General features: G+C 69.6%; 13 protein-coding genes and 8 tRNA genes. 15 read left to right on the forward strand and 6 right to left on the reverse strand.

The annotated features are described in order from the left end of the window. The first annotated feature begins 4 nt into the window (after window positions 1-4). The 14 genes from STH_RS05660 (at window position 5) to STH_RS05720 (ending at window position 9,541) form a co-directional block, all read left to right on the forward strand. Window positions 5-988 (forward strand): ABC transporter ATP-binding protein, encoded by a 984-nt coding sequence (locus STH_RS05660; RefSeq protein ID WP_011195242.1) that lies wholly within the window; start codon window positions 5-7, stop codon window positions 986-988. Then, window positions 985-1,971 (forward strand): ABC transporter ATP-binding protein, encoded by a 987-nt coding sequence (locus tag STH_RS05665; protein ID WP_011195243.1) that lies wholly within the window; start codon window positions 985-987, stop codon window positions 1,969-1,971. Before STH_RS05660 ends, STH_RS05665 begins: the two co-directional genes overlap by 4 nt. Window positions 1,972-2,118: 147 nt before the next feature. After that, window positions 2,119-2,192 (forward strand) — tRNA-Gly (locus STH_RS05670). Window positions 2,193-2,195: 3 nt separating this feature from the next. Next, window positions 2,196-2,271 (forward strand) — tRNA-Lys (locus STH_RS05675). Window positions 2,272-2,327: 56 nt separating this feature from the next. Continuing rightward, window positions 2,328-2,404: transfer RNA gene (locus STH_RS05680), tRNA-Asp, on the forward strand. A gap of 21 nt (window positions 2,405-2,425) precedes the next feature. Further along, window positions 2,426-2,501: transfer RNA gene (locus STH_RS05685), tRNA-Ala, on the forward strand. 35 nt (window positions 2,502-2,536) lie between these two features. Beyond that, window positions 2,537-2,613: transfer RNA gene (locus tag STH_RS05690), tRNA-Arg, on the forward strand. A 6-nt stretch (window positions 2,614-2,619) separates the two neighbouring features. Continuing rightward, a tRNA-Ser gene (locus tag STH_RS05695) sits at window positions 2,620-2,710 on the forward strand. Between the two features lie 39 nt (window positions 2,711-2,749). After that, window positions 2,750-2,826, forward strand: a tRNA-Pro gene (locus STH_RS05700). A 108-nt stretch (window positions 2,827-2,934) separates the two neighbouring features. Further along, window positions 2,935-3,011 (forward strand) — tRNA-Pro (locus tag STH_RS05705). A gap of 400 nt (window positions 3,012-3,411) precedes the next feature. Next, window positions 3,412-5,352, forward strand: a complete 1,941-nt coding sequence (locus tag STH_RS05710) for an ABC-F family ATP-binding cassette domain-containing protein (RefSeq protein WP_011195244.1) — start codon at window positions 3,412-3,414, stop codon at window positions 5,350-5,352. A gap of 79 nt (window positions 5,353-5,431) precedes the next feature. Further along, on the forward strand, window positions 5,432-6,151 hold the full coding sequence (locus STH_RS17865; protein ID WP_148205497.1) for a DUF421 domain-containing protein: 720 nt from the start codon (window positions 5,432-5,434) through the stop codon (window positions 6,149-6,151). Further along, window positions 6,135-7,049 (forward strand): alkaline phosphatase family protein, encoded by a 915-nt coding sequence (locus STH_RS05715; RefSeq protein WP_242654601.1) that lies wholly within the window; start codon window positions 6,135-6,137, stop codon window positions 7,047-7,049. Before STH_RS17865 ends, STH_RS05715 begins: the two co-directional genes overlap by 17 nt. A 110-nt stretch (window positions 7,050-7,159) precedes the next feature. Beyond that, on the forward strand, window positions 7,160-9,541 hold the full coding sequence (locus tag STH_RS05720) for an endonuclease MutS2 (protein ID WP_011195247.1): 2,382 nt from the start codon (window positions 7,160-7,162) through the stop codon (window positions 9,539-9,541). Window positions 9,542-9,723: 182 nt separating this feature from the next. On the opposite strand, the gene STH_RS05725 is transcribed toward STH_RS05720, so the two are convergent. The 6 genes from STH_RS05725 to STH_RS05750 all read right to left on the reverse strand — a co-directional run bounded on the left by STH_RS05725 (window position 9,724) and on the right by STH_RS05750 (window position 21,746). Then, on the reverse strand, window positions 9,724-10,971 hold the full coding sequence (locus tag STH_RS05725; protein ID WP_011195248.1) for an HD domain-containing protein: 1,248 nt from the start codon (window positions 10,969-10,971) through the stop codon (window positions 9,724-9,726). Between the two features lie 69 nt (window positions 10,972-11,040). Further along, window positions 11,041-12,324: a Gfo/Idh/MocA family oxidoreductase gene (locus tag STH_RS05730; protein ID WP_011195249.1), complete on the reverse strand. Its 1,284-nt coding sequence runs from the start codon at window positions 12,322-12,324 to the stop codon at window positions 11,041-11,043. A gap of 102 nt (window positions 12,325-12,426) precedes the next feature. Beyond that, the gene (locus tag STH_RS05735) at window positions 12,427-13,860 is read right to left on the reverse strand and encodes a phosphomannomutase/phosphoglucomutase (protein WP_011195250.1); all 1,434 of its coding nucleotides are present in this window, start codon (window positions 13,858-13,860) and stop codon (window positions 12,427-12,429) included. Window positions 13,861-13,865: 5 nt separating this feature from the next. After that, window positions 13,866-16,139: a glycosyltransferase family 4 protein gene (locus STH_RS05740; protein ID WP_011195251.1), complete on the reverse strand. Its 2,274-nt coding sequence runs from the start codon at window positions 16,137-16,139 to the stop codon at window positions 13,866-13,868. Window positions 16,140-16,145: 6 nt separating this feature from the next. Further along, complete coding sequence (locus STH_RS05745) at window positions 16,146-17,177, reverse strand: sugar phosphate nucleotidyltransferase (protein WP_011195252.1); 1,032 nt, start codon at window positions 17,175-17,177, stop codon at window positions 16,146-16,148. A gap of 1,707 nt (window positions 17,178-18,884) precedes the next feature. Further along, window positions 18,885-21,746, reverse strand: a complete 2,862-nt coding sequence (locus STH_RS05750; protein ID WP_011195253.1) for a PBP1A family penicillin-binding protein — start codon at window positions 21,744-21,746, stop codon at window positions 18,885-18,887. Between the two features lie 414 nt (window positions 21,747-22,160). Here STH_RS05750 and tyrS point away from each other — a divergent pair, with 414 nt between their 5' ends. After that, window positions 22,161-23,387, forward strand: a complete 1,227-nt coding sequence (gene tyrS, locus STH_RS05755) for a tyrosine--tRNA ligase (RefSeq protein ID WP_011195254.1) — start codon at window positions 22,161-22,163, stop codon at window positions 23,385-23,387. Window positions 23,388-23,530 lie beyond the last annotated feature (143 nt).

The raw sequence follows: 23,530 nt of genomic DNA on the forward strand, positions 1-23,530 counted from the left end.
CGGTGTGGAGAAGCTGCTGGTCATCGAGAACCTGTCCGTGGAGTTTCCCTCGCCCCGCGGGCCGCTGCGCGCGGTGGACGGCGTGACCCTGGAGGTGGAGGCGGGCGAGATCGTCGGGCTGATCGGCGAATCCGGGTCCGGCAAATCCACGGTCCTGCTGGCGGTGATGGGCCTGATCGCCCGGCCGGGCCGCATCCTGCCCGGCTCGTCCGTGCGGCTGAAGGGGCGGGAGCTCACGCGGCTCACCCCGAAGGAGTATCGGGCCGTGCGCGGTTACGAGATCGGCATGGTCTTCCAGGATCCCATGACCGCGCTCAACCCCGCGCTGCCCATCGGCGAGCAGGTCCGGGAGAGCCTGCGGGTGCACCGGTACTGCCGGTCGCGGGCCGAGGAGCACGCCCGGGTGATCGAGTTGCTGGAGGCGGTGGGGATCGTGGGCGCGGCCCAGCGGTACCGGTCGTATCCGCACCAGTTCAGCGGCGGGATGCTGCAGCGGGTGCTCATCGCCTCCGCCCTCGCCTGCAATCCCCGGCTGCTGCTGGCCGACGAGCCCACCACCGCCCTCGACGTGACGATCCAGGCGCAGATCCTGGACCTCCTGAAGAAGATCAACCGGGAGCGGCACACCGCCATCCTGCTGGTGAGCCACGACATCGGGCTGGCCGCCGAGTTCTGCGACCGCATCGCCGTGATGTACGCCGGGCGCATCGTCGAGGTGGGGCCGGCGGAGCAGGTGGTGAACGCCCCGCGCCACCCCTATACCCGGGGCCTGGTGGGCTGCCTGCCCAGCTGGGGCGGCCGGCGGGGCCGGCTGGAGCCGATCCCGGGTTCGCTGCCGGACCTGACGCAGCTGCCCCGGGGGTGCGCCTTCGCGGACCGGTGCGCCTTCGCCCTGCCGCAGTGCCGGGAGGAGGAGATCCCCCTGCGGGCGATGCCCGACGGCCGCCGGGTCAGCTGCATCCGCGCCGAGGAGGCGATGGTGGGATGAGCGCCGCACCCCTCCTGGAGGTCCGGGATCTGTACAAGCATTTCGTGCTGCCCCGCAGCCTCCTCAGCCGGGCGCTGACCGGCCAGGGACACCGGGTGGTCCAGGCCGTGAACGGCGTCTCGTTCGCGCTGCAGCAGGGGGAGACGCTGGGGCTGGTGGGCGAGAGCGGCTCCGGCAAGTCCACGCTGGGCCGGACGATCCTGCGGCTGTACGAGCCCACCCGCGGGGAGGTGCGCTTCGACGGCCAGGACGTGTTCCGGCTGGACGCGGCCGGCCTGCGCCGCTTCCGCCAGCAGGCCCAGATCGTGTTCCAGAACCCCTACGCTTCGCTGAACCCCCGCAAGACGGTGCGGCAGATCCTCGCCGTGCCGCTCGCGCTGCGGGGCCTGTCCAGGCGGGAGCGGCAGGAGGAGGCCGCCGCGCTCATGGAACGGGTGGGGCTCTCTCCGCAGCACCTGGACCGCTATCCCCATCAGTTCAGCGGCGGACAGCGGCAGCGCATCGGCATCGCCCGGGCCCTGGCGATGCACCCCCGGCTCATCGTCGCGGACGAGCCGGTCTCTGCCCTGGACGTGTCGGTGCAGGCCCAGATCATCAACCTGCTGGAGGACCTGCAGCAGGAGCTGGGGCTCACCTACCTGTTCATCTCCCACGATCTGAGCGTGGTCCGGCATCTCAGTACCCGGGTGGCGGTGATGTACCTGGGGCAGATCGTGGAACTGAGCCCCACCGAGCCGCTGTTTGAGGAGCCGCTGCACCCCTACACCCGCGCCCTGCTCTCGGCCGCGCCGGGTCAGGGCCGGCGGGAGCGGATCATCCTGCAGGGGGCGCCGCCCAGTCCGCTGGACCCGCCGCCGGGCTGCCCGTTCCACCCCCGCTGCCCGGCCGTCGTGGGCGACGTCTGCCGGACGGACCGGCCGGCCCCGGTGTTGCTGGGCGAGGGGCGGTGGGTGGCCTGCCACCTGTACGGCCCGCCGGCTTGACGGAGTGTGGCACGTTCCGTGCGCTGCGCCGGCGATTTTGCAGGCAAGTGCTGATTCGGCGGGACCGCTTGCATGAGCGGTTCATTTGCGGTATCATTACTTCTTGCCGACCGGCGGAACGGCGACGCCCAACCGCCGGGGCGACTTGCGGGTGTAGTTCAATGGTAGAACGTCAGCTTCCCAAGCTGAAGACGTGGGTTCGATTCCCATCACCCGCTCCAGACGGACCGCTAGCTCAATTGGTAGAGCATCCGACTCTTAATCGGCAGGTTGTAGGTTCGAGTCCTACGCGGTCCACCAGGGGTTGCATAATACACGGTGTCTTGTTATAATACGCTTCGTCCGCGACGGAAAACGGAGGCGTAGTGTAGAGGCCTAACATGCGGCCCTGTCACGGCCGAGATCGCGGGTTCGAATCCCGTCGCCTCCGCCATTCAACCTTCATCATTCACCTGGGGCTATAGCTCAGTTGGGAGAGCGCGTGAATCGCACTCACGAGGTCAGGGGTTCGAATCCCCTTAGCTCCACCAGAGTCCGGCCGTCTGAGACCGCGGCCGGACGGCATGCGCCGGTAGCTCAGTTGGATAGAGTACCTGACTACGAATCAGGTGGTCGTAGGTTCGAATCCTGCCCGGCGCGCCAACACCTGGAGAGGTGTCCGAGTGGTCGAAGGTGCAGCACTGGAAATGCTGTGTACGGGATAACCGTACCGTGGGTTCGAATCCCACCCTCTCCGCCAGGCCCGGGCCGGGAAACTCCCGGCCTGGGCGTGTAGAATCGGGCTGTGGCGCAGCTTGGTAGCGCGCTTCCTTGGGGTGGAAGAGGTCGCAGGTTCAAATCCTGTCAGCCCGACCAGATGGGCCGTGAGACGTGACCGGCGGATCCCGCCGCTCACGTCTCACTGTCCGGGACGCACCGCTCATGGCCTCTCGCCGGGCACGACGCGTCGCTTACAGCATACTCCGGGGTGTGGCTCAGCTTGGTAGAGCGCACGGTTCGGGACCGTGAGGTCGCAGGTTCAAATCCTGTCACCCCGACCATAAGGAAAGCAGGTGTGCGGAGGCACACCTGCTTTCCTTATGGCCCTCCGGGCTGCGCTTCCTCCGCCGCGGCCGTGCCTTGACACGGACGGTGCCGACAGCATATCATCAAATTAATCTATGCGAAGCGGGGGGAGAGGAGACCGCACATGATGCTGATGGTCGTGCTTCCGGTCTGCGCCGCACGCGCGTAGCGCACCAAGGGGGACGTGTGCCCTTTTGGACGGCAGGACGGGACCACGACCAGCAGTCAGGGCGGCAAGCCTCGCCACCGCGCCTCTCGTGCGCCGCGGTAAGAGGGCTTATCCGCGGCTTTTGCGTGTCTGTGCGGCCCCTACACCTGCCGTCCCCCGAAACCGTGATGGCCCTTCGCGGGGGATGACGGAAGGAGCGTTGCACGATGGCGATTCTGACCGTGCAGGGGCTCACCAAGTACTGGGGGGTTGACCTGCTCTTCAAGGATATCTCGTTCCTGCTGAACGAGGGCGAGAAGATGGCCCTCGTGGGCCCCAATGGGGCCGGAAAGACCACCCTGCTGCGCATCCTGCTCGGCCGCATGGAGTACGACGAGGGGCGGATCATCATGCCCGCCGGTACCCGGGTGGCTTACCTGAGCCAGGACCCCGAGTTCACCCCCGGCCGGACCGTCTTCCAGGAGGCCCGGTCGGTGTTCAGCCATCTGGCCAAGTGGGAGCGGGATCTGCGGGAGCTGGAGGCCCGGATGGGGGAGGCGGAGTCCGAGGAGGCCCTGCAGGCCGTCATGGACGAGTACACCCGGGTGACGGCGCTCTACGAGGCGGCCGGCGCCTACGACGCGCCGGCGCGCACACGGGCGGTGCTCTTCGGCCTCGGCTTCACCGAGGCGGACCTGGAGAAGCCGGTCGAGGTGCTGTCGGGCGGCCAGAAGGTCCGCCTGGGCCTCGCGAAGATCCTGCTGGCGGAGCCCGATCTGATGCTCCTGGACGAGCCCACCAACCACCTGGACCTGCAGGCGGTGGAGTGGCTGGAGGGCTACTTCCGGCAGGTGAAGTCCGCGGCCATCCTGGTCTCCCACGACCGGTACTTCCTGGACCGGGTGATCAGCCGCACGCTGGAGATCGACAGCCACACCTGCGACATGTACCACGGCAACTACTCGTACTACGTGGAGGAGAAGAAGCGGCGGCTGGAGGCCCGGCTCTCCGCGTACGAGCGGCAGCAGCGGGAGGCCGAGCGGCTGCGGACCTTCTACGAGAAGTGGCGGAGCAACGCCAACCGCAAGGGCCAGGCGATGTCCCGCAAGCGGCAGCTGGAGAAGATGGAGCTCATGGAGCGGCCGCAGGTGAAGCGGCGCACGATGAGACTGTCCTTTGATGTCGACTACGAGTCGGGGGACGACGTGCTCGTCGTGGAGGGGCTGGCCAAGTCCTTCGGCGATCGCACCCTGTTCCGGAACGCCAACCTCACCGTGCAGAAGGGCGACCGGATCGCCCTGGTGGGGCCCAACGGCTCCGGCAAGACCACCTTCCTGAAGATCATCCACGGCCTCGTGCAGCCGAGCGCCGGCTCCTACCGCTGGGGCGTCGGCGTCCAGCGGGGCTACTTCAGCCAGGACCTGGACGACCTGGACCCGAGCCGCACCTGCCTGGAGGAGATCATGGCGCTGCCGGGCTTCACCCGGTACGACGCCCACTCCCTGCTGGGACAGTTCCTTTTCTCCGGTGAGGACGCCCTGAAGCGCATCGGCGACTGCTCCGGCGGCGAGCGCAACCGGCTGATCCTGGCCAAGTTGATGGTGAGCGGCGCCAACGTCCTGCTGCTGGACGAGCCCACCAACCACCTGGATCTGGAGTCCAAGCAGGTGCTGGAAGAGGCGCTGCGGGCCTACCCGGGCACCGTGCTGTTTGTCTCCCACGACCGCTTCTTCGTGGACCGGATCGCCACCCACGTCTGGGAGTTCGGCCAGCCTGAGGGCATCGCCGTCTACGAGGGCAACTACACGGCGTACCGGGAGGAGAAGGAGCGGCAGGCGCTCCTGGCGGCGCAGGCGGCTGCGGCCGCCGGGGCGGACGGGCGGGCCGAGCTGCCGCGGTCGGGCGCAGGCCAGGACGGCGCGGGGCGCAGGCCGGCGCGCTCCCGCAAGGAAGAGCGGAAGGCGGCGGAAGCGGTTCGCCGGCTGGAGGCCGAGATCCAGCGGCTGGAGCAGCGGAAGGCCGAGCTGGAGGAGCGGATGGCCGACCCGGACATCTACCGGAGCGCCACGGGCCGGGAGGCCGTCGCGGAATACAACGCTGTCCGGGACGAGCTGGAGCGGCTCTACGTGGAGTGGGAGGAGCTCGCGGCGGAGCTGGCCGGCGGCTGACCCCTGTTCCCGCCCGTTCCGAACGTCTTCCCCGGGGTATCCTAAGGGAGCGGTCCGACGGGACCCGCGGGAAGGGGGCGTGGAACCGAGGGTGTGGATCCTGGCGCAGATTTTCACCAGTGACTGGGCGAAGGAGCTCATCCAGCACGTGCCGGTGCTGCTCATGCGGACGGTCCTGACGTTCATCCTGGTCATGATCGTCGTCCGGTGGACCGGCAAGCGCTCCATCGCCAACCTGGCCCCGTTTGACCTGGCCATGATGATCATGATCGGCGAGGTCGCCGCCATCCCCATCGGCGAGCTGGACGTCGACTTCCTGCACGGCCTGATCCCCGTGGCGCTGCTCGGCGGCCTACACGTGGCCCTCACCACCGTCAACCTCCACTGGAAGTCGTTCGAGCGGTGGACCGAGGGCTTTCCCACGCTGCTGGTGAAGGATGGCCGGGTGCTGAGGCGAAATCTTCTCAAAGAGCGGGTGTCCATGGCCGACCTCATGACCGCCCTCCGCCACAAGGAGGTGGAGGACGTGTCGGAGGTCAAGGAGGCCTGGATGGAACAGGCCGGGGGCATCAGCGTGATCTTGAAGCGGGAGGCCGGACCGGCGACGCCCCGGGACGTGGAGCTCGTGGTGGAGCGGGTGCTGGCCCGCCGGCTGCCGGGCGTGGTGCAGGAGGCCGTCGAACGGGCGGTGCGGGACGCCATCGCCGCGGCGGGGAAGCCGTCCGCCGAGGCCCATGCCCGACCCCGGCAGCCGGATGGCCGGAGGTGGTACCGTGAAGGTGATGATGTTCTTCATTGACGGACTGGGCCTGGGCGACGACGACCCGGACCGCAACCCGCTGATGACCGCGGCGATGCCGGCCTTCCGGTCCCTGTTGGGCGGAAGGCCGCTCTGGCGAGGGGCGGTGCCGTTCCGGGGGGCCGACGTGGCCGCGGTGCCCACGGACGCCTGCCTGGGCGTTCCCGGCCTGCCTCAGAGCGCGACGGGGCAGACCACCATCTTCACCGGCCGGAACGGGGCACAGGCGATCGGGCGGCATCTCAACGCCTATCCGACCCCCAGCCTGAAGGCGATCCTGAACGAGCATTCCATCTTCAAGCGGGTGGTGGAGCGGGGGCTCTCCGCCACCTTTCTGAACGCGTTCCGGCCCGAGTTCTTCGCGTGGGTGGCCGCGGGGCAGCCGCAGCACCCGGACCGGCGCTACCGGCCCTCGGCGTCCACCGTGGCCGCCCTGGCCGCCGGGCTGCAGGTCTTCCGTGACTTCGACCAGCTGCGGCGGGGGGAGGCGGTCGGCTTTGACATCGACCACCACCTCCTCCGGGAGCTGGGCTATGACCTGGATCCGGTCGACCCCGCGGAGGCCGGGCGGCGGGCGGCCCGGGTGGCCGCGCAGCACCACTTCACCCTGTATGAGCACTTCCTCACCGACAAGGCGGGCCACGCTCAGGACATGGCGGAGGCCCGGCGGGTACTGGAGCGGCTGGACGGCTTCCTGGCGGGCCTGCTGGAGGCCCTGCCGCCCGATCACCTGCTGGTGATCACGTCGGACCACGGCAACATCGAGGAGCTGTCGGTGAAGCAGCACACCACCAACCCCGTGGCGACCATTGTGCGGGGGCCCGGCGCGGCCGACGTGGCCGGGCGCATCCGCTCGCTGGAGGACATCGCCCCGGCGATCCTGGACGTGGTGGGGTAGCGTCCGGCCCCCGTCCGGCCCCGGAACAAAATCCGGTCTACCACGTCTGAACCCTGGGGGCCGGTTATTTGCCGTTTGCGAAATGAGAGGAGCTTGGACACATCATCGCCATGGATGAACGCACCCTGCGGACCCTGGAGTTCGCGAAGATCAAGGAGATGCTGGCGGAGCGGACCGCGACGTCCCTGGGGCGGGAGGTCGTCGAGTCACTTGCGCCCGCGACCGACTTCCTGGAGGTGCAGCACCGGCAGGCGGAGACCAGCGAGGCGCGGCGGCTCTACGAGGGTGGCCACGCGATCCCGCTGGGCGGGCTGCACGACCTTCGCGCGCACGTGCAGCGCGCGGTGCGCGGCGGCGTGCTGGACCCCGGCGATCTGCTGGACGTGGCGGACACCGCGGCCAGCAGCCGGCGGCTGAAGCGCTTCCTGGAGGAGCAGGAAGGGCTGCCGATTCTGACGGCGCTCTCCCGCATGCTGGGCACGTTCCACCACCTGGAGGCGGAGATCCGGCAGGCGGTGGACGAGCACGGCGAGGTGCGGGACGATGCCAGCCCGGCCCTGGCGGAGATCCGCCGCTCGATGCGCATCCTGCAGAACCGCATGAAGGAGCGGCTGGACGCCTTCGTCAGGGGATCGGCGGCCAAGTACCTCCAGGACCCGATCGTGACCATCCGCGAGGGCCGCTTCGTCGTACCGGTGAAGATCGAGTACCGGGCGCAGGTGCCGGGCATCGTCCACGACCAGTCCGCCTCCGGCTCGACGCTCTTCATCGAGCCGATGGCGATCGTCGAGATGAACAACGACCTGCGGGAGCTGGCCCTGAAGGAGCACGAGGAGGTGGAGCGCATCCTCGCCCGCCTCTCGAGCCTGGTGGCCGGCGAGGCCGATGCGCTCCTGGACACGCTGCAGGCCGTGGCCCAGATCGACTTCGCCTCGGCCAAGGGCAAGCTCTCGCTGGACCTGGACTGCACCGAACCCGAGCTGGTCCGGGAGCCCATCCTGGAGATCCACAAGGGGCGCCACCCGCTGCTGAAGGGGCGGGTCGTGCCCATCGACGTCCACATCGGGATCACCTTCGACACGCTGGTGATCACCGGCCCCAACACGGGCGGCAAGACCGTCGCCCTGAAGACCATGGGGCTGTTCGTCCTGATGGCTCAGGCGGGCCTGCACCTGCCCGCGGGCCACGGCACCCGGGTCGGCGTGTTCCAGCAGGTCTTTGTGGACATCGGCGACGAGCAGTCCATCGAGCAGTCGCTTTCCACCTTCTCCGGCCACATGACCAACATCATCCGCATCCTGGACGCGCTCGAAGGCCCTGCCCTGGTGCTGCTGGACGAGCTCGGGGCCGGGACGGACCCCACCGAGGGCGCCGCCCTCGCCATGTCCATCCTGGAGCACCTGCACAAGCGCGGGGCGAAGACGGTGGCCACCACCCACTACTCGGAGCTGAAGACCTACGCCTATACCCGCAGCCGGGTGGAGAACGCCTCGGTGGAGTTCGACGTGGAGACGCTCCGGCCCACCTTCCGGCTGCTCATCGGGGTGCCCGGTTCGTCCAACGCGTTCGAGATCTCCCGGCGGTTGGGGCTTTCGCCCCACATCGTCGACCGGGCCCGCCAGTTCCTGACCCAGGAGCAGGAGCGGGTGGAGGACCTGATCCAGGGCATCCATGCCACGAGGGCCGAGCTGGAGAAGGAGCGGGCCGAGGCCCACCGGCTCCGGGCGGAGGCCCAGCGCATGCGGGAGGAGTACGAGCGGCGCTACGGCGACGCCCAGCGCAAGGCCGCCGAGACGGTGGAGAAGGCCAGGGCCCAGGCGCAGCAGATCCTGGCCACGGCCCGCCGCGAGGCCGAGGCGGTGATCGCCGAGCTGAAGCAGGCCCTGCGGGAGCAGCGGGAGGCGGAGCGGATGCAGGCCATCCAGTCCGCCCGCAGCCGGCTCGCCCGGGCGCGGCAGGCCGTGGAGCCCACGGAGGAGGAGCAGCGGGCCCGCCGCCGGGGCGAGGTGCCCCGGGGGCTGAAGCCCGGTGACAAGGTGCGCGTCGTCTCGCTGGACACCACCGGGTACGTCCTCTCCGAGCCCGACGCCGACGGCAACGTGCTGGTGCAGGCGGGCATCCTGAAGATGACCGTCTCGCTGACCGACCTGGAGCGGGCGTCGGAGGAGCAGCCCGCGGCGGGGGCCGGGGGGCCCGCGCGGATGCGCACCCACGGGAAGGGCCTGGCGGTCTCCAAGGCGCGGGAGATGTCGCCGGAGGTCGACCTGCGGGGCCTGATGGTGGAGGAGGCCCTGGAGCGGGTCGACAAGTTCCTGGACGACGCCGTGCTGGCCGGCCTGCCGCAGGTGCGCATCATCCACGGCAAGGGCACCGGCGCCCTGCGCAAGGCAGTCACCGAGGCCCTGCGGCACGACCGCCGGGTGGAGTCGTACCGGCTGGGCGGCGTCGGCGAGGGCGGCGACGGCGTGACGGTGGCGAAGTTGAGGGAGTAACGCGAGAGCACCGCGCAAGCGGCCCCGGCCGGGAAGGGCAGCTGCCCGCCCGCCGGGGCCTTCTGGTTCACCGGTTGCAGTGATACGGGGCCGCCGCCGCGAGCAGGCCGCGGAGCCCCGGGGAATTGGGCATCAGCCGCTGCGCCTCGTCCATGTCCTTGCGCAGTGTCTGCACGCCGCAACTACCGGTACTCGCTCTCGTACCCGAAGACCTTCTCACACGCCCGCTGCACGGCATCCACCTTGTCGGCCGGGCAGAAGACGTACGTCCGCCAAAGGCCTTCGTACTGCCTCGCCATGGCGGCCACCTCGCCCGAGCGGTCCAGCTCCAGCAGCGGGCCGACCCCGTGGCGGGAGCGGACTGGTACCTGTACCTCCTTGAAGTAGCTCGCCTTGGGGCAGTAGACGATCACCTGGCCCGGCTTCAGCCGGGCTTTCTTCGCGATCTGCTCCTCCAGCTCCTCCCGGGCCGCCGACTGGCCCCCGTACCGGGCGATGAACGCATCCCGCTCCGGGCCCAGGGTGTCCCCGGAGAGCACGTACGCCCGCTTGTACAGCCGCCGCTCGATGACCCCCTCCACCAGCTGCTGGATGATCCCAGGCCCCGGCAGCCGGGCCAGCAGGTCCAGGAAGGTCTGGTCCCCCAGGCCGTAGAGCGCCTCTTCCCGAAGCCCGGTGTGCCGGGTGTGCAGCTCCACCGCCTTGGAGATCATCGCACCGGCGGCGATCTTCGCATGGTGCAGGTAGAGCCGCTCGGTCAGGACGTAGCGCATGCGCAGCAGGTGGATGATCTCCGTGCGGGCGTCGGGCCGGTCCAGCCCGTGCTTGACCATGTTGATCAGGAGCCGGCCGTCTTCCTTGATGAAGTAGGAGAGGACCCGGTCGTCGTAGTTCATCCGCAGGCCCGCGAAGAAGGAGTCCCGGCGCAGGTAGTCCAGCAGGTCGGCGTCGATGGTGGAGGAGACGATCTGGCCCATCCACGGCGCGGGCGGCCGCCCGGTCAGGATCGCCTTCACCCCGTCCAGGTAGCCCGACGCGGCCAGGACCCGGCCCAGCTCGCTCTGGATGCCCAGGAAGTGCTCCAGCCGGGGGCCGGCGTCGTGGCGCGGGAAGATCTGCCGCTCGTCCTCGAAGGTATGGCCGTAGGGGATGTGGGTTACGTCGTGCACCAGGGTCGCCAGCCGCACCAGCTGCGCGTCCTCGGGCGCGATCGTGAAGCCGTTCAGCCGGAGCGACTCCATGAGGCGGTGCGCCATGTGGAGCGCGCCCAGGCTGTGGTCGAACCGGGTGTGGACGCAGCCGGGGAAGACCAGGTGGGCCGTGCCCAGCTGCTTGATCGAGCGGAGCCGCTGCATCTCGCGGGTGTCGAGCACCCGGACTTCGACATCGGTCAGGTAGATGTCCCCGTGGACGGGGTCGCGCACTTGCATGTGATCACCCGACCGGTAGTTTCGGCCTCCGGGGCGGCGAACCCTGCACGCGCCGGCGAGGGCGACCGTCTATGCATCCACGGCCCGCCAGCCGCCGGCGGATGCCGCCTCCGCGACCTGCAGGGCCGCCACGCCCGCCGTGAGCGGCGCCAGCGGCTCGCCCTCGCCCTCCGCCGCCCGGCGAAGACGGACGAACCCCTCCCGGATCATCTCCCGGTACGTCGCCTCCCCGCCGGCCACCGCCGCCTCGACCCACGTGCGCCCGTCCGGCAGGGGACGGACCTCCACGCGAACCAGGTCCGCCGCGGCCTCCTGGAGCGCCCGGGCCGCCTCCGGCTCCACCCGGAGGACGCCGGTCAGGCGGCGCGGGATCCAGTCCTCGATCCGCAGCCAACCGGCGGTGAAGCCCAGTTCCCGCACCTGGTGCTCGTCCCGCCGACGGACGAACCCGTGGTAGAACGTCGCGGCCAGGTGCCAGGGCCGGCCGTCCAGCTCCCCGGCGTACTCTACCGCCGCCAGGGCCCGTGCCGCCGCGTCCGGATGGCGGGGATGGGGCCAGTCGGCGCCCCACGCCCGCACGGGCCGACCGCCCAGCACCCAGGCCGCCTCGTCGAAGAAGTGCACGCCGTGCTCTATCAGGACGCCGCCGCTGCGGGAGCGATCCCAGAACCAGTGGTCCGGGGGCAGTTCGCCGCCGGCCCAGTTCTCCACGTGCCACCGCTCCGGAAGCCCCAGCAGGCCGGCCCGGTACCAGCGGCGGACGCAGGCGATGAGCGGGCTGGCCCGCATGACGAAGTTCAGCGCTGCGACCACGCCCCGGCTCCGGGCCCTCAGCGCCAGCTCCCGCAACGGCTCCGCGGCCAGCGCCCCCGGCTTCTCCAGGAACAGGGCCTTTCCCGCGGCGATCGCGGCCCCGGCCACTTGCGGTTGCAGGTCGGGCGGCGTGGCCACCAGCACCGCGTCCAGGTCCGGTCGCTGCGCCAGCGCCACGGCGTCGTCCACGGCCTCGGGGGCGCCGGGCGGCAGCCCCGCCACTTCCCGGGCCGCGCGCCACGCCGCCAGCGCCGCGGCCCGGCTCGCCTCGCTGCGGGCGGCGACCGCCGCCAGCTCCACGTCCGGCAGCGGCGCCAGGGCCGTCAGGACGAACCGGCCAAACGCCCCGGCGCCCGCCAGCCCGATGCGCCAGGGGCGACGGGAGGAAATGGCCCCGTCTCCCGCCGCTCGGTTGCGCCAGGGGCTGAGGGAGGGACTGGCCCCGTCTCCCGCCGCTCGGGTGCGCCAGGGGCTGAGGGAGGGATTGGCCCCGTCTCCCGCCGCTCGGTTGCGCCAGGGGCTAAGGGAGGGGCTGGCCACGTCCCCCGCTGTTCCGGCAAGCCAGGGCCGGGCAGGGAGCGGGGCTCCCCCTTGCCCGGCCTGAACCTCGTGCCCATGGAATACCTGCATCGCGGACTCGCCCTACTCCCAACTTACGGGGCCCAGCTCCGGGAAGCGGGCCAGGGCTTCGGCCATCTCCGCCTTCACCCGCTCCAGGTCCTCGGTCGAGCGCCCCTCGCACCGGAGCACCAGCACCGGCTGGGTGTTGGACGCCCGGACCAGCCCCCAGCCGCCGGGGAAGAGGACCCGCGCGCCGTCCACCGTCAGCACCTCGTACCGGTCCCGGAAGTGCCGCACCACGCCCTCGACCACCGCGGCCTTGCGCTCCTCCGGGCAGTCCACCCGGATCTCGGGGGTGGACGGGTACCGGGGCACGTCCGCCCACAGCGCCGACAGCGGCCGGCCGCTCTCCGCCACCAGCCGGCAGAGCCGGGCCCCGGCGTAGAGGGCATCGTCGAAGCCGTAGTAGCCGTCGGCGAAGAAGAGGTGGCCCGACATCTCGCCGGCGAAGGGGCCGCCCAGCTCCCGCAGGCTCTTCTTCACGTAGGAATGGCCCGTCCGGTGGAACTGCGGCCGGCCGCCCAGCCGCTCGATCTCCTCCACCAGGGCCTGGGAGCACTTGACCTCCACCAGGGCGGTGGCGCCGGGGTAGCGGGGGAGGATCTCCCGCCAGAAGAGGATCATGAGCTGGTCGCCCCAGAGGATCTGGCCCTGGTCGTCCACGACGCCCAGCCGATCGCCGTCGCCGTCGAAGGCCAGCCCCAGGTCCGCCCCGGTCTCCCGGACCGTGCGGATCAGGTCCTGCAGGTTCTCGGGCCGCACCGGATCCGGATGATGGTTCGGGAAGGTGGGGTCCGACTCGCAGTAGAGGGGGATGACCTCACAGCCCAGCGCTTGGAAGAGCCCGGGTGCGATGGGGCCGGCGGTGCCGTTGCCGGCGTCCACCACTACTTTCAGGGGGCGGTGGAGTGCCACCCGGCCGGCGATCATCTCGCAGTAGCTGGGGATCGGGTCTCGGGTGCGCACCCGGCCCGCTCCTGCCGCGGGGCCAGTCCCGCCTCGCGGATCCATCTCCGCCTCGGGGGAGGCGTCTGCCAGGGCCCCGGCCCTGCGGCGGAGATCCTGGATCGCTTCCCCGTAAAGCGTGCCGGGGCCGAGGCAGAGCTTAAAACCGTTCTCGTCGCCGGGGTTGTGGCTGGCGGTGATCATGACCGCCGGGTCGATGCCGTAGAACTCCCGAGCCCAGTAGAGCACGGGGGTGACCACCTGCCCGATGTCCAGCACGTCCAGCCCCTCGCGGGTGATGCCCTCCGTAAGGGCCCGGGCGAGGGCGGGGGACGAGAGCCGGTTGTCCCGCCCCACCAGCACCTCGCGGAAGCCCCGCTCCCGGGCGAGCCGGGCGAAGGCCCGCCCGACCAGGCGGGCCGTCTCATCGGTGATCGTCCTGCCGTACACGCCGCGGATGTCGTACTCCCGGAAGATGACCTCCGGCAGCGGGGAAATTGTCTGGGTCATGTCCATCACCTCACAGCCGTGCTGAGCGCCGAGCGCTGCTCCAGACCGTAAGCCGCCATCAGCCATGCCAGGGTGGACTCCGCGCCCTGGTTGCGGTTCACGCCGTGGGGGTTCAGGCCGTCGTGGCAGCCGCCTGTCTCGGGGTCCAGCAGCGGCACGCCCAGCGCGTTCCTTCCCGTGAACCACCGGGCCGCGTCCAGCGCCATGCCGTGCCAGACCTTGTCCCCGGTGACCGCCCCGGCCTCCTGGCAGGCCAGCACCATCGCCGTCGCCTCCAGCGGCTGCTGGTCAAACTCGGCCCGGCGTCCGCCCCGCACGTACCAGCCGTCGTTGCCGATGGGCCAGAAGACGCCGTCGCGGAAGGTCGCCCCGGCCAGGAACTCCAGGGCCGTCAGGCCGATGCGCCGATACTCCGGGACGTCCAGGATTCGTCCCGCCCGCAGCAGGGCGTAGGGGAGGAGGGCGTTGTCGTAGGTGAGCCGGTCCTCGAACCAGGCCCAGTCTCGGGTCGCGTGTTGCTTCCAGGCATCGGTCAGCCCGTCCGCGGCCCGGATCAGGTGGGCCCGCACCTCGTCGTCGGTGGGCGCCCCGTCAGGACGGCCGTCTGCGCGCCGGTGCTCCAGCCACTCGGCCATGGCAACCGCCACGCCCGCCCGGCCCCTCAGGGTGCGAACGGAGCCGCACGGCGCGAGTCCGCGCCGGAACAGGTGGGCGGCCGTCCAGGCGACCGAGCTGCCGCCGAGCTGCGTCGCCGCGGCGGCCAGACCCCACAGGCAGCGGGCCTGGCAGTCCTCCGAGCGATCTTCGGCCAGCGGGTTGCGGTCGTAGCTGAAGGCGTTGTGGAACCAGCCGTCGGGCCGCTGGGCGTAGGCCAGGAAGGCCAGGTAGGTCTCGCTGAGCTGGGCCGTCGCCTCCCCTGCCCGGGCGGCCCAGACCGAGACCAGCAGGGCCCGGGCGTTGTCGTCGGAGGTGTACCCGGTGGTGAGATTGGGGATGGGGCCCACCGCGTGCTGGATCACCCCGGTGGGGTCGGTCAGCCGCTGCAGGTGGGAGAGCCGGGGCCTGGGCAGGGCCTTCTCCCGGGTCCCGCCGGGCCGCTGCCGGACCCGCACGCTGAGCGCGCCGCCCTGCGCCCGTGCTGCGCGCCGCTGCAGCCGGCCGACCAGGTCCAGGTACGACTGGCCGACTTCGGGCCACGTGAACCCCTTCGCCCGGTTCCGCGCGGCCGCGGACAGGCTGGTTCGCCAGCCGGCGTCGGCGGCCAGTGCGCTGAGCGCCCGCCCCATCGCCGCGGCGTCGTGGAAGGGCACCAGCAGGCCGGCTCCTTCGCCCAGCAGCTCCTGCGCGTACACGAACGGGGTGGAGATGATCGGCTTGCCCATGGCCAGCGCGTAGGTGAGCGTACCGCTGCTGATCTGCTGCGCCCCCGGGTAGGGGACCAGGTAGATGTCTGCCGCCTGCAGGAAGCCCAACAGTTCGTCTTCATCCAGATAGCGGTTGACGAACCGCACGTGCCCCTGGATCCCCAGTTCCGCCACCTGCGCCTCGAGGCCCTGCCGGTACCGCTCGCCCTCCCGCCGGAGGACCTCGGGGTGGGTGGCGCCCACCACCAGGTATAGGAGGTCCGGGCAGCCCCTGGATGCCAGGGCGACGGCCTGCAGAGCCGTCTCGATGCCCTTGCCCGGGCCGAGGAGGCCGAAGGTCATGACCACGGTCCGGCCGGACAGCCCGAGCCGGTTCTTCCATTCCGCCGGTGTTCCGGGCGGCGGCGCGGGGACGCCGTGAGGGATGTAGGCGATGCGTTCGGGATCGGCGCCGTAGACCTGCTGGATGATCTCCCCGCCCCGCCGGGCCATGACCACCGTCGCGTCGATGCGCTGCAGCAGCGCCGTCATGGCGTGCCGGTACTCCGGCTCGGGATCGCTCAGGATGGTGTGCAGGGTGGCGATGACCGGGATCTCCAGCCGGTCCAACAGGTGGTTCACCATGACACCGGCCTGGCCGCCGAAGATGCCGAACTCGTGCTGCAGCAGCACCGCGTCGTACCCGCCGTGGTTCAACAGGTGGGCCGCCCGGCGGTAGTCGATTTCCAGGTCGTCCCGGATCACGGTCACCGTCTCGGGGAGCTGCTCCGCCGGCGCGTCACGCTTGACCATCGCCGCCACGGCCACGTCCTCCGCCCCTGCGGCCAGAAGGCCCCCGCGCAGGTGCGCAGAGAACGTCGCCAGGCCGCACTGCCGGGGCGGGTACGTGCTGACGATCGCAAGCCTCGCACTCACCGCCCCTCACCTCCAGCCGGCCAGCAGCACGTTCTCGACGGTGCCGCCGCCGATCCCCGTCGCGAAGCCGATGACAGAGTGGCGCACGGTGGCGCCGGCGCCAACCCGCGCCCCGTCCCACAGCACCGAGTCGCTGATGCGGGCGCCCTTGGCCACCAGGCAGCCCGCGCCGATCACCGCCCGGGGGCCGACCTGCGCGCCGGCCTCGATCACCGCGCCGGACCCGATGTAGACCGGCGGCATGATCCGGGCGTCCGGGGAGACGTCCGCGTCGTCCGCCTGCCAGTGGGCCGGGCCGCGCACGGGGCCGGAGACCGGGATGGGGCAACGCCCCTCCAGGATGTCCCGGTGCAGTTGGAGGTAGCGGTCGCCGGTGCCGATGTCCTTCCAGTACCCGGTGCAGAGGCAGCCGTAGACTCGCACGCCGTCCCGGAGCAGGGCCGGGAAGGTCTCCCGCTCCACCGAGACGGGTCGCTCCGGCGGGATCCAAGACAGAACGCCCGGGTCGAACACGTACACACCGGCGTTGACCATCCGGCTGTCCGTCTCACCCGGGCGTGGCTTTTCCACAAATCGCGTAACACGACTGTTCTTATCCAGTTCTACAGCGCCGTAGGCGGACGGATCGGCCACCTCGACCAACCCGATGGTCACCTGGGCACGGTGCTGGCGATGGAACTCTAACAGGGCATTCAGATCAAATGTCTGTACAATATCCGCGTTCAGGATGAGTAGGGTGTCCGTGGGGTCCGGTCCGGCGGCGAACCGGATGGCACCACCGGTTCCAAGGGGCTGGGGCTCAACCGCGAACCGCAGCCGTACGCCCGGGGGCGATTCCCTGAAGTAGTCCGTGACGACCTGCCCGCCGTGGCGGAGGCTCAGGGTGATGTCGGTGACCCCGAAGGCGGCCAGCTGGTCGATGAGCCGACTCAGCCAGGGTTTGCCGAGTACAGGCACCATTGGCTTCGGCAGCTCAACCGTCAGGGGGTGCAGCCGCGTACCCAGCCCTCCGGCCAACAGGATTGCGCGAACAGCCATGAAGATCCCTCCTCGGCCCGAGATACTACTAGCACTCGTCATAGGTGAGTGCTAACGGTTCCATATTGTACCGCATTTCGGTGCGGGCAGCAACCTCCCGGGCCCACGCTGACAAGTATATGACGCTTCTGCAGGTTGCAGAACCCGCTCGTTCACGTCCGTGCGTTGTGTGACAACGGCGAGTGGGCCAAGCCGGGCTCGTATCGGGTGGGCGCCGTCCCGCGGTTCGAGGCGGAGTATACACCTGGGGTTCGGGTCGGACTGCACAATTCGCCTCGAAGGTGGCGGCGGTGGTCGGGTTCGGGGCGTCGAAAGCGGCGGTGGGGGTTGGGTTCGAGGCGAAATGTGCACGTGGGGTTCGGGTCGGACTGCACAGTTCGCTTCGAAGGTGGCGGCGGTGGTCGGGTTCGGGGCGTCGAAAGCGGCGGTGGGGGTTGGGTTCGAGGCGAACTATGCACGTGGGGTTCGGGTCGGACTGCACAGTTCGCCTGGAAGGTGACGACGAGGGCGGGTCAGAGGCGTCGAGTGCGGTTGTGGGAGCTCGGTTCGAGGCGGAATGTGCACGTGGGGTTCGGGTCGGACTGCACAGTTCGCCTGGAAGGTGACGACGAGGACGGGTCAGAGGCGTCGAGTGTGGTTGTGGGAGCTCGGTTCGAGGTGGAATGTGCACGTGGGGTTCGGGTCGGACTGCATAATCCGCCTCGAAGGTGACGACGACGGGCGGGTCAGAGGCGTCGAGTGCGGCGGTGGGAGTTGGGTTCGAGGCGGAATGTGCACGTGGGGTTCGGGTCGGACTGTACAATCCGCCTCGAAGGTGGCGACGAGGGGCGGGTCACAGGCGTCGAGTGCGGTTGTGGGAGCTCGGTTCGAGGCGGAATGTGCACGTGGGGTTCGGGTCGGACTGCACAGTTCGCCTGGAAGGTGACGACGAGGACGGGTCAGAGGCGTCGAGTGTGGTTGTGGGAGCTCGGTTCGAGGCGGAATGTGCACGTGGGGTTCGGGTCGGACTGCATAATCCGCCTCGAAGGTGACGACGAGGGGCGGGTCAGAGGCGTCGAGTGTGGTTGTGGGAGCTCGGTTCGAGGTGGAATGTGCACGTGGGGTTCGGGTCGGACTGTACAATCCGCCTCGAAGGTTGCGGCGGGGGGCGGTCTGGACGTGTCGAAGTCGGCGGCGGGGGTTGGGTTCAAGGCGTCGAACGCGGCGGTGGGAGTTGGGTTGGAGGCGGAATGTACACCTGGGTTTCGGGTTGGACTGCACAATCCACCTCGAAGTCGGCGACGGGGGTTGGGTCGGGGGCGTCAAATGCGGCGGTGGGAGTTGGGTTCGAGGCGGAATGTACACCTGGGTTTCGGGTTGGACTGCACAATCCACCTCGAAGTCGGCGGCGGGGGTTGGGTCGGGGGCGTCAAATGCGGCGGTGGGGGTTGGGTTGGAGGCGAAATGTACACCTGGGCCTCGGGTTGGGCTGCACAATCCGCCTCGAAGCTTGCGGCGGGGTTCGACTTGGGTGTGTGTCTCGTGTACAGGCCACAGGGGATTAGGGCGGGGGGGAGGAGTGGGTGCAAGAGCAAACACGAAAACGGGGAACTGGAGTGAATCCAGTTCCCCGTTGCCTAGATCGGGGTGTCCGTTGTCCACCGGAGCCCTAACCTGCGTTGCCGTTCCGGGGGTTGCACCGGATCCGTTACCAGCGTCCCCAGGGCCTCAGCGGTTGCTGCCGCCCGATCCTGCGCGCCCGTTGCCGGAGTTGGCTCCGCTACCGGGGAAGAGACTGGTGTCGGAGTTGCTCCCCCCGCCGGGGGAAATGCTCCCGCCCGAACTGGTCGGGTTGCCGGGGAAGATACTGCTGCCCGCGTTGGTTCCGGTGCCGGGGGAGATACCCCCACCCGAGTTGGTCGGGTTGCCGGGGGAGATACTGCCACCCGGGTTGGTTCCGTTGCCGGGAGAGAAGTTCCCACCCGAGTTGGTCCCGTTACCGGGGGAGATGCTCCCACCCGAGTTGGTCCCGTTACCGGGGGAGATGTTTCCGCCCGCGTTGATCCCACCGCCGGGGACGGTGCCGGAGCCGGTCCACCAGTTCATCCAGCCCCCGGCGTTGCCGGTGTCCGAATTCTGGCCGCCGCGGGGGCTGTCGGACTCCGCGGGGGTGCCCGTGTTGCCGCCGGGCGAGCCGGCCCCTCCGGAACCGCCGCCGGCCACGGGCGTGCAGTACTCGGTGGGCACTTCCTTCCACCAGTCGGCCGGCCAGTAGCGCCAGATGTTGTTGGGGTTGGTCGGGTGCTTGACCCAGGTGGTCGGCCGCTTGATGAGGGTGAGGGTCTCGGGGGTGCCCTCGCAGCCCTCCTGCCACAGCACGTACTTCTTGACCTCCCGGCCGTCGGACGTGGTCAGGAAGGGCACCTGCACGACCTGGACCTGCTGGAACCAGGTCTCGGGACGGGGCTCGTGCCCCACCAGGAACCAGTCGGTCTTGATCTGGTCCTGCGGGCACCAGTCGGAGGGCTGGTTGCCCGTCACCTCGCAGTACTGCGCCTGCACCACGCCCCGGGGCCGTTCCCAGTCGGCCGGGGACTCGTCGTAGAACTCGTCCATGATGGCCGTCCAGATCCGGGTGGGCGGCCCGGCGCCGGTCCAGTTCTTCCAGCCCTGCCCGCCGTGGGGCAGCCGACGGCGCACGCCGTCGTCGTTGTCGTACCCGGTCCAGACGCCCACCACCAGATCCGACGTGAAGCCGATGAACCAGGCGTCGTGCCAGTCCTCGGTGGTGCCGGTCTTGCCGGCGGCGGGCCAGCCGTGCCACCCCTTGGTCTCAGCGGCCGGCGTGCCCCGCTGGATCACGCCCTTCATCACGTCCACCATCAGCCAGGCGGACGCCCGGTCCACCACCTGCTCCACCTTGGGCCTGGCTTCCCAGATCACCTCGCCGTACTTGTTCTCGATGCGGGTGATCACCACCGGGTCGGTCTTCTGCCCCAGGCTGCCCAGCACGCCGTAGGCGGCGGTCATCTCCAGGGGGGTCACGCCCCGGCTGAGGCCGCCGAGGGTCAGGGCGAGGTTCTCGTCGTTGTAGACCGGATCCTCCTCACGGGAGACCAGCGGCAGGCCGAGCTTCTTGCCGTACTCGATGCCCTTGGACGGGGTCACCGCCTCCAGCGTGCGCACGGCCGCAGCGTTGCGGGACTGCTCGACCACCCACCGCATGGTTTTCAGGCCCTGGTAGTTGTACTCGTAGTTCTCGGGCCAGACGTTGGTGCCGTCCTCGTTCAGCCGGGGCGGCGAGTCATCGATGATGGTCGCCGGTCCCCAGCCCAGCAGGTCGATGGCCGGCAGGTAGGCGACGATGGGCTTGATGGTGGACCCGGGGTCCCGGCGGGCCTGGGTCGCCCGGTTGAACCCCAGCATGTGCTTGTGCTCCATGCCGCCCACCAGCGCCAGCACCTCGCCGGTGGTGTGGTCCATCACCACCACGGCCGCCTCCGGCACCTCGGTGTCCTCGCTGCCGCTGTACTCCACCGTGGCCGCCGGCATGATCTCCCACAGCTTCTCCTGGACGATCCGCTGCTTCTCGGGGTCCAGGGCGGTGTAGATGCGCAGCCCCTTCTGGTACAGGTCGTCGGGGCTGAAGGTGATCAGGTTGTACTTGGCCGCTTCCTCGGGATCGGTGAGGATCTGGATGACGTAGTCGACGTACCAGTCGCCGGTGAAGGTGACCGTCGCCGGCGTGACCTCCGCCGGCTTCAGCTCGGGCGGCTCCTTCTTGAGCCGCTCGGCCTCGGCGGCGTCCAGGTACCCCTGCTCCACCATCAGGTCGAGCACGATCTCCCGCCGCTCCAGGGCGCCCTCCCAGTTGGTGAAGGGGCTGTACTCCGACGGGCCCTTCAGGATGCCGGCCAGCAGCGCCCCCTCGGAGAGGGTGAGCTCGCTCGCGTGCTTGGAGAAGTACATCTGCGCGGCGGCCTCGATGCCGTAGGCCTGTCCGCCCCACGCGACCGTGTTCAGGTACTGCTCCAGGATCTCGGGCTTGGTGTAGCGCCGCTCCAGCTGGACGGCGATCAGCATCTCCTGGACCTTTCGCTTGATGGTCTGGTCCAGCGTGAGGAAGGCGTTGCGGGCCAGCTGCATCGTGATGGTGGACCCGCCCTCCAGCTGCGACCCGGGGACGCCCAGGATGTACTTGACGTCCGACCAGACCGCACCGGCCAGCCGGATCGGGTCGATGCCGAAGTGCTGGTAGAAGCGGCGGTCTTCCACGGCGATCACGGCGTTGCGCACGTCGACCGGGATGTCCTCCAGATCGACCAGCGTGCGGTGCTCGTCCATCGCCAGTTCGTAGACCTTGTTGCCGTAGCGGTCGTAGATCACCGACGTCAGGTCCGGGTCGAACTCGTGGAAGGTTGGCAGGTCCTGGTAGGCGTTGTACACGTATGCGCCAGCCAGCCCGGCGCCACCGATCATGACGCTCACGAAGAGCAGGAAGGCAAAGAGCAGCCAGCGGCGCCTGCGGCTGCGCTTCTTGCCGGGAGGCCGTTTCGGTGGCGAACCGTTTGGCCGTTGGGTATTCGGCAAGTGAAACACCTCCAACAAAGGGAAAGGAATTCGCCTCGTGCGGCGAGACTCCTGTTCGGCCCCGGAATTGCGCGGGGGGACAGGTTATGCTAGAATGTGGTGCAAATCGGCGAGGACGGAGAGAAGTAGGCGGCGGCGCACCCTCCAGAGAGGGGTTGGCCGGTGCGAAACCCCGGGGCCCGGCGTCGAAGTACACTCCTGAGCTGCCCGCCGAGTCCAGCGGCCGTCAGGCGCCCCGCGGCGCCTTACTGGTTAGATGGATAGACCGGGCCGGAAGTTCCCCGTTAACGGAACGCAGAGGGGGCCCTCCTCGGGGTCAACCAGGGTGGTACCGCGGCGCGCCTCTGCGCCGTCCCTGGGCAGGACAGCCGGGTCAGGGCGCTTTTTTCGGCCCTGCACGCACGGGAAGGACGGATGACGATGGCTTTCATGAGCGTCGACGAACAGATGAAGATCCTCATGCGCGGCGTGGTGGACCTGGTCTCCGAGGAGGAGCTGCGCCAGAAGCTGGAACGCTCGGTGAAGACGGGCCGGCCCCTGCGGGTCAAGCTGGGCATCGACCCCACGGGCAAGGACCTCACCCTGGGCCACACGGTGCCGCTGCGCAAGCTGCGGGACTTCGTCGAGTGCGGCCACCAGGGCGTGCTGATCATCGGCGACTACACGGCGATGGTCGGCGACCCCACCGGCCGCAACGAGGCCCGGCCGCAGCTGACCCACGCCGAGACCACCGCCAACGCCCAGCGCTATCTGGAGCAGGCCGCGCGGGTGCTGGACGTCAGCAAGCTGGAGATCCGCCGCAACAGCGAGTGGCTGGCGCCCATGAGCTTCAGCGACGTCATCCGGCTGGCCGCCAAGTCCACGGTCGCCCGTATGCTTGAACGGGAAGACTTCAAGAAACGTTACGAGGAAGGCCGGCCCATTTTCATCCATGAGTTCTTCTACCCGCTGATGCAGGGGACCGACTCGGTGGCGGTTCAGGCCGACGTGGAGCTGGGCGGCACCGACCAGAAGTTCAACCTGCTTGCCGGGCGTGACCTGCAGCGCGATGCCGGGCAGGAGCCGCAGGTCTGCCTGATGACGCCCATCGTGGAGGGGCTGGACGGCGTCCAGAAGATGTCCAAGTCGCTGGGCAACTACATCGGCCTGGATCACACGCCGGACGAAATGTTCGGCCGGACAATGTCGATCCCGGACTCCTTGATCATCACCTATTTTACATACTTCACCGACGTGCCGCAGGAGGAGATCGAGCGGATCGAGGCCGCCATGGCCGCCGGCGAGAACCCGATGACGTTCAAGAAGCAGCTGGGCCGGGCCATCATCACCACCTACGGCGGCACCGAGGAGGAGGCCCGCCTGGCCGAGGAGCGCTGGGTCGCTCAGTTCTCCCGGGGTGAGGTGCCCGAGGACATCCCCGACGTGGTCCTCCCCGCGGCGGAGCTGCCGATGCAGGCGGCCCGGGTGCTGTTCACCGCCGGGCTGGCGCCCTCGCTCAGCGAGGCCCGACGGCTGATCGAGCAGGGCGGGTTTACCGTGGACGGCGAGAAGGTCACGGACCCGCGGGCCGAGCTTGCGCTCCGGCCGGGCCAGGTGCTGAAGGCCGGCAAGCGCAAGTACGGCCGGGTGGTGCTGAAATAAGGGAATGGGCCGGGGCAGGAAAGCCCCGGCCCATTCATCTCTGCACACAATCATCCACCCTCCCACGTGTCTCAACGAAGGAAAGGGCCGGAGAGTTGCGCGGGCGGCCTGAATGGGACCGCCGTCAGCCGGCACAGGCATGT

It is taken from the genome of Symbiobacterium thermophilum IAM 14863, assembly GCF_000009905.1.
GTDB classification, from domain to species: domain Bacteria; phylum Bacillota; class Sulfobacillia; order Symbiobacteriales; family Symbiobacteriaceae; genus Symbiobacterium; species Symbiobacterium thermophilum.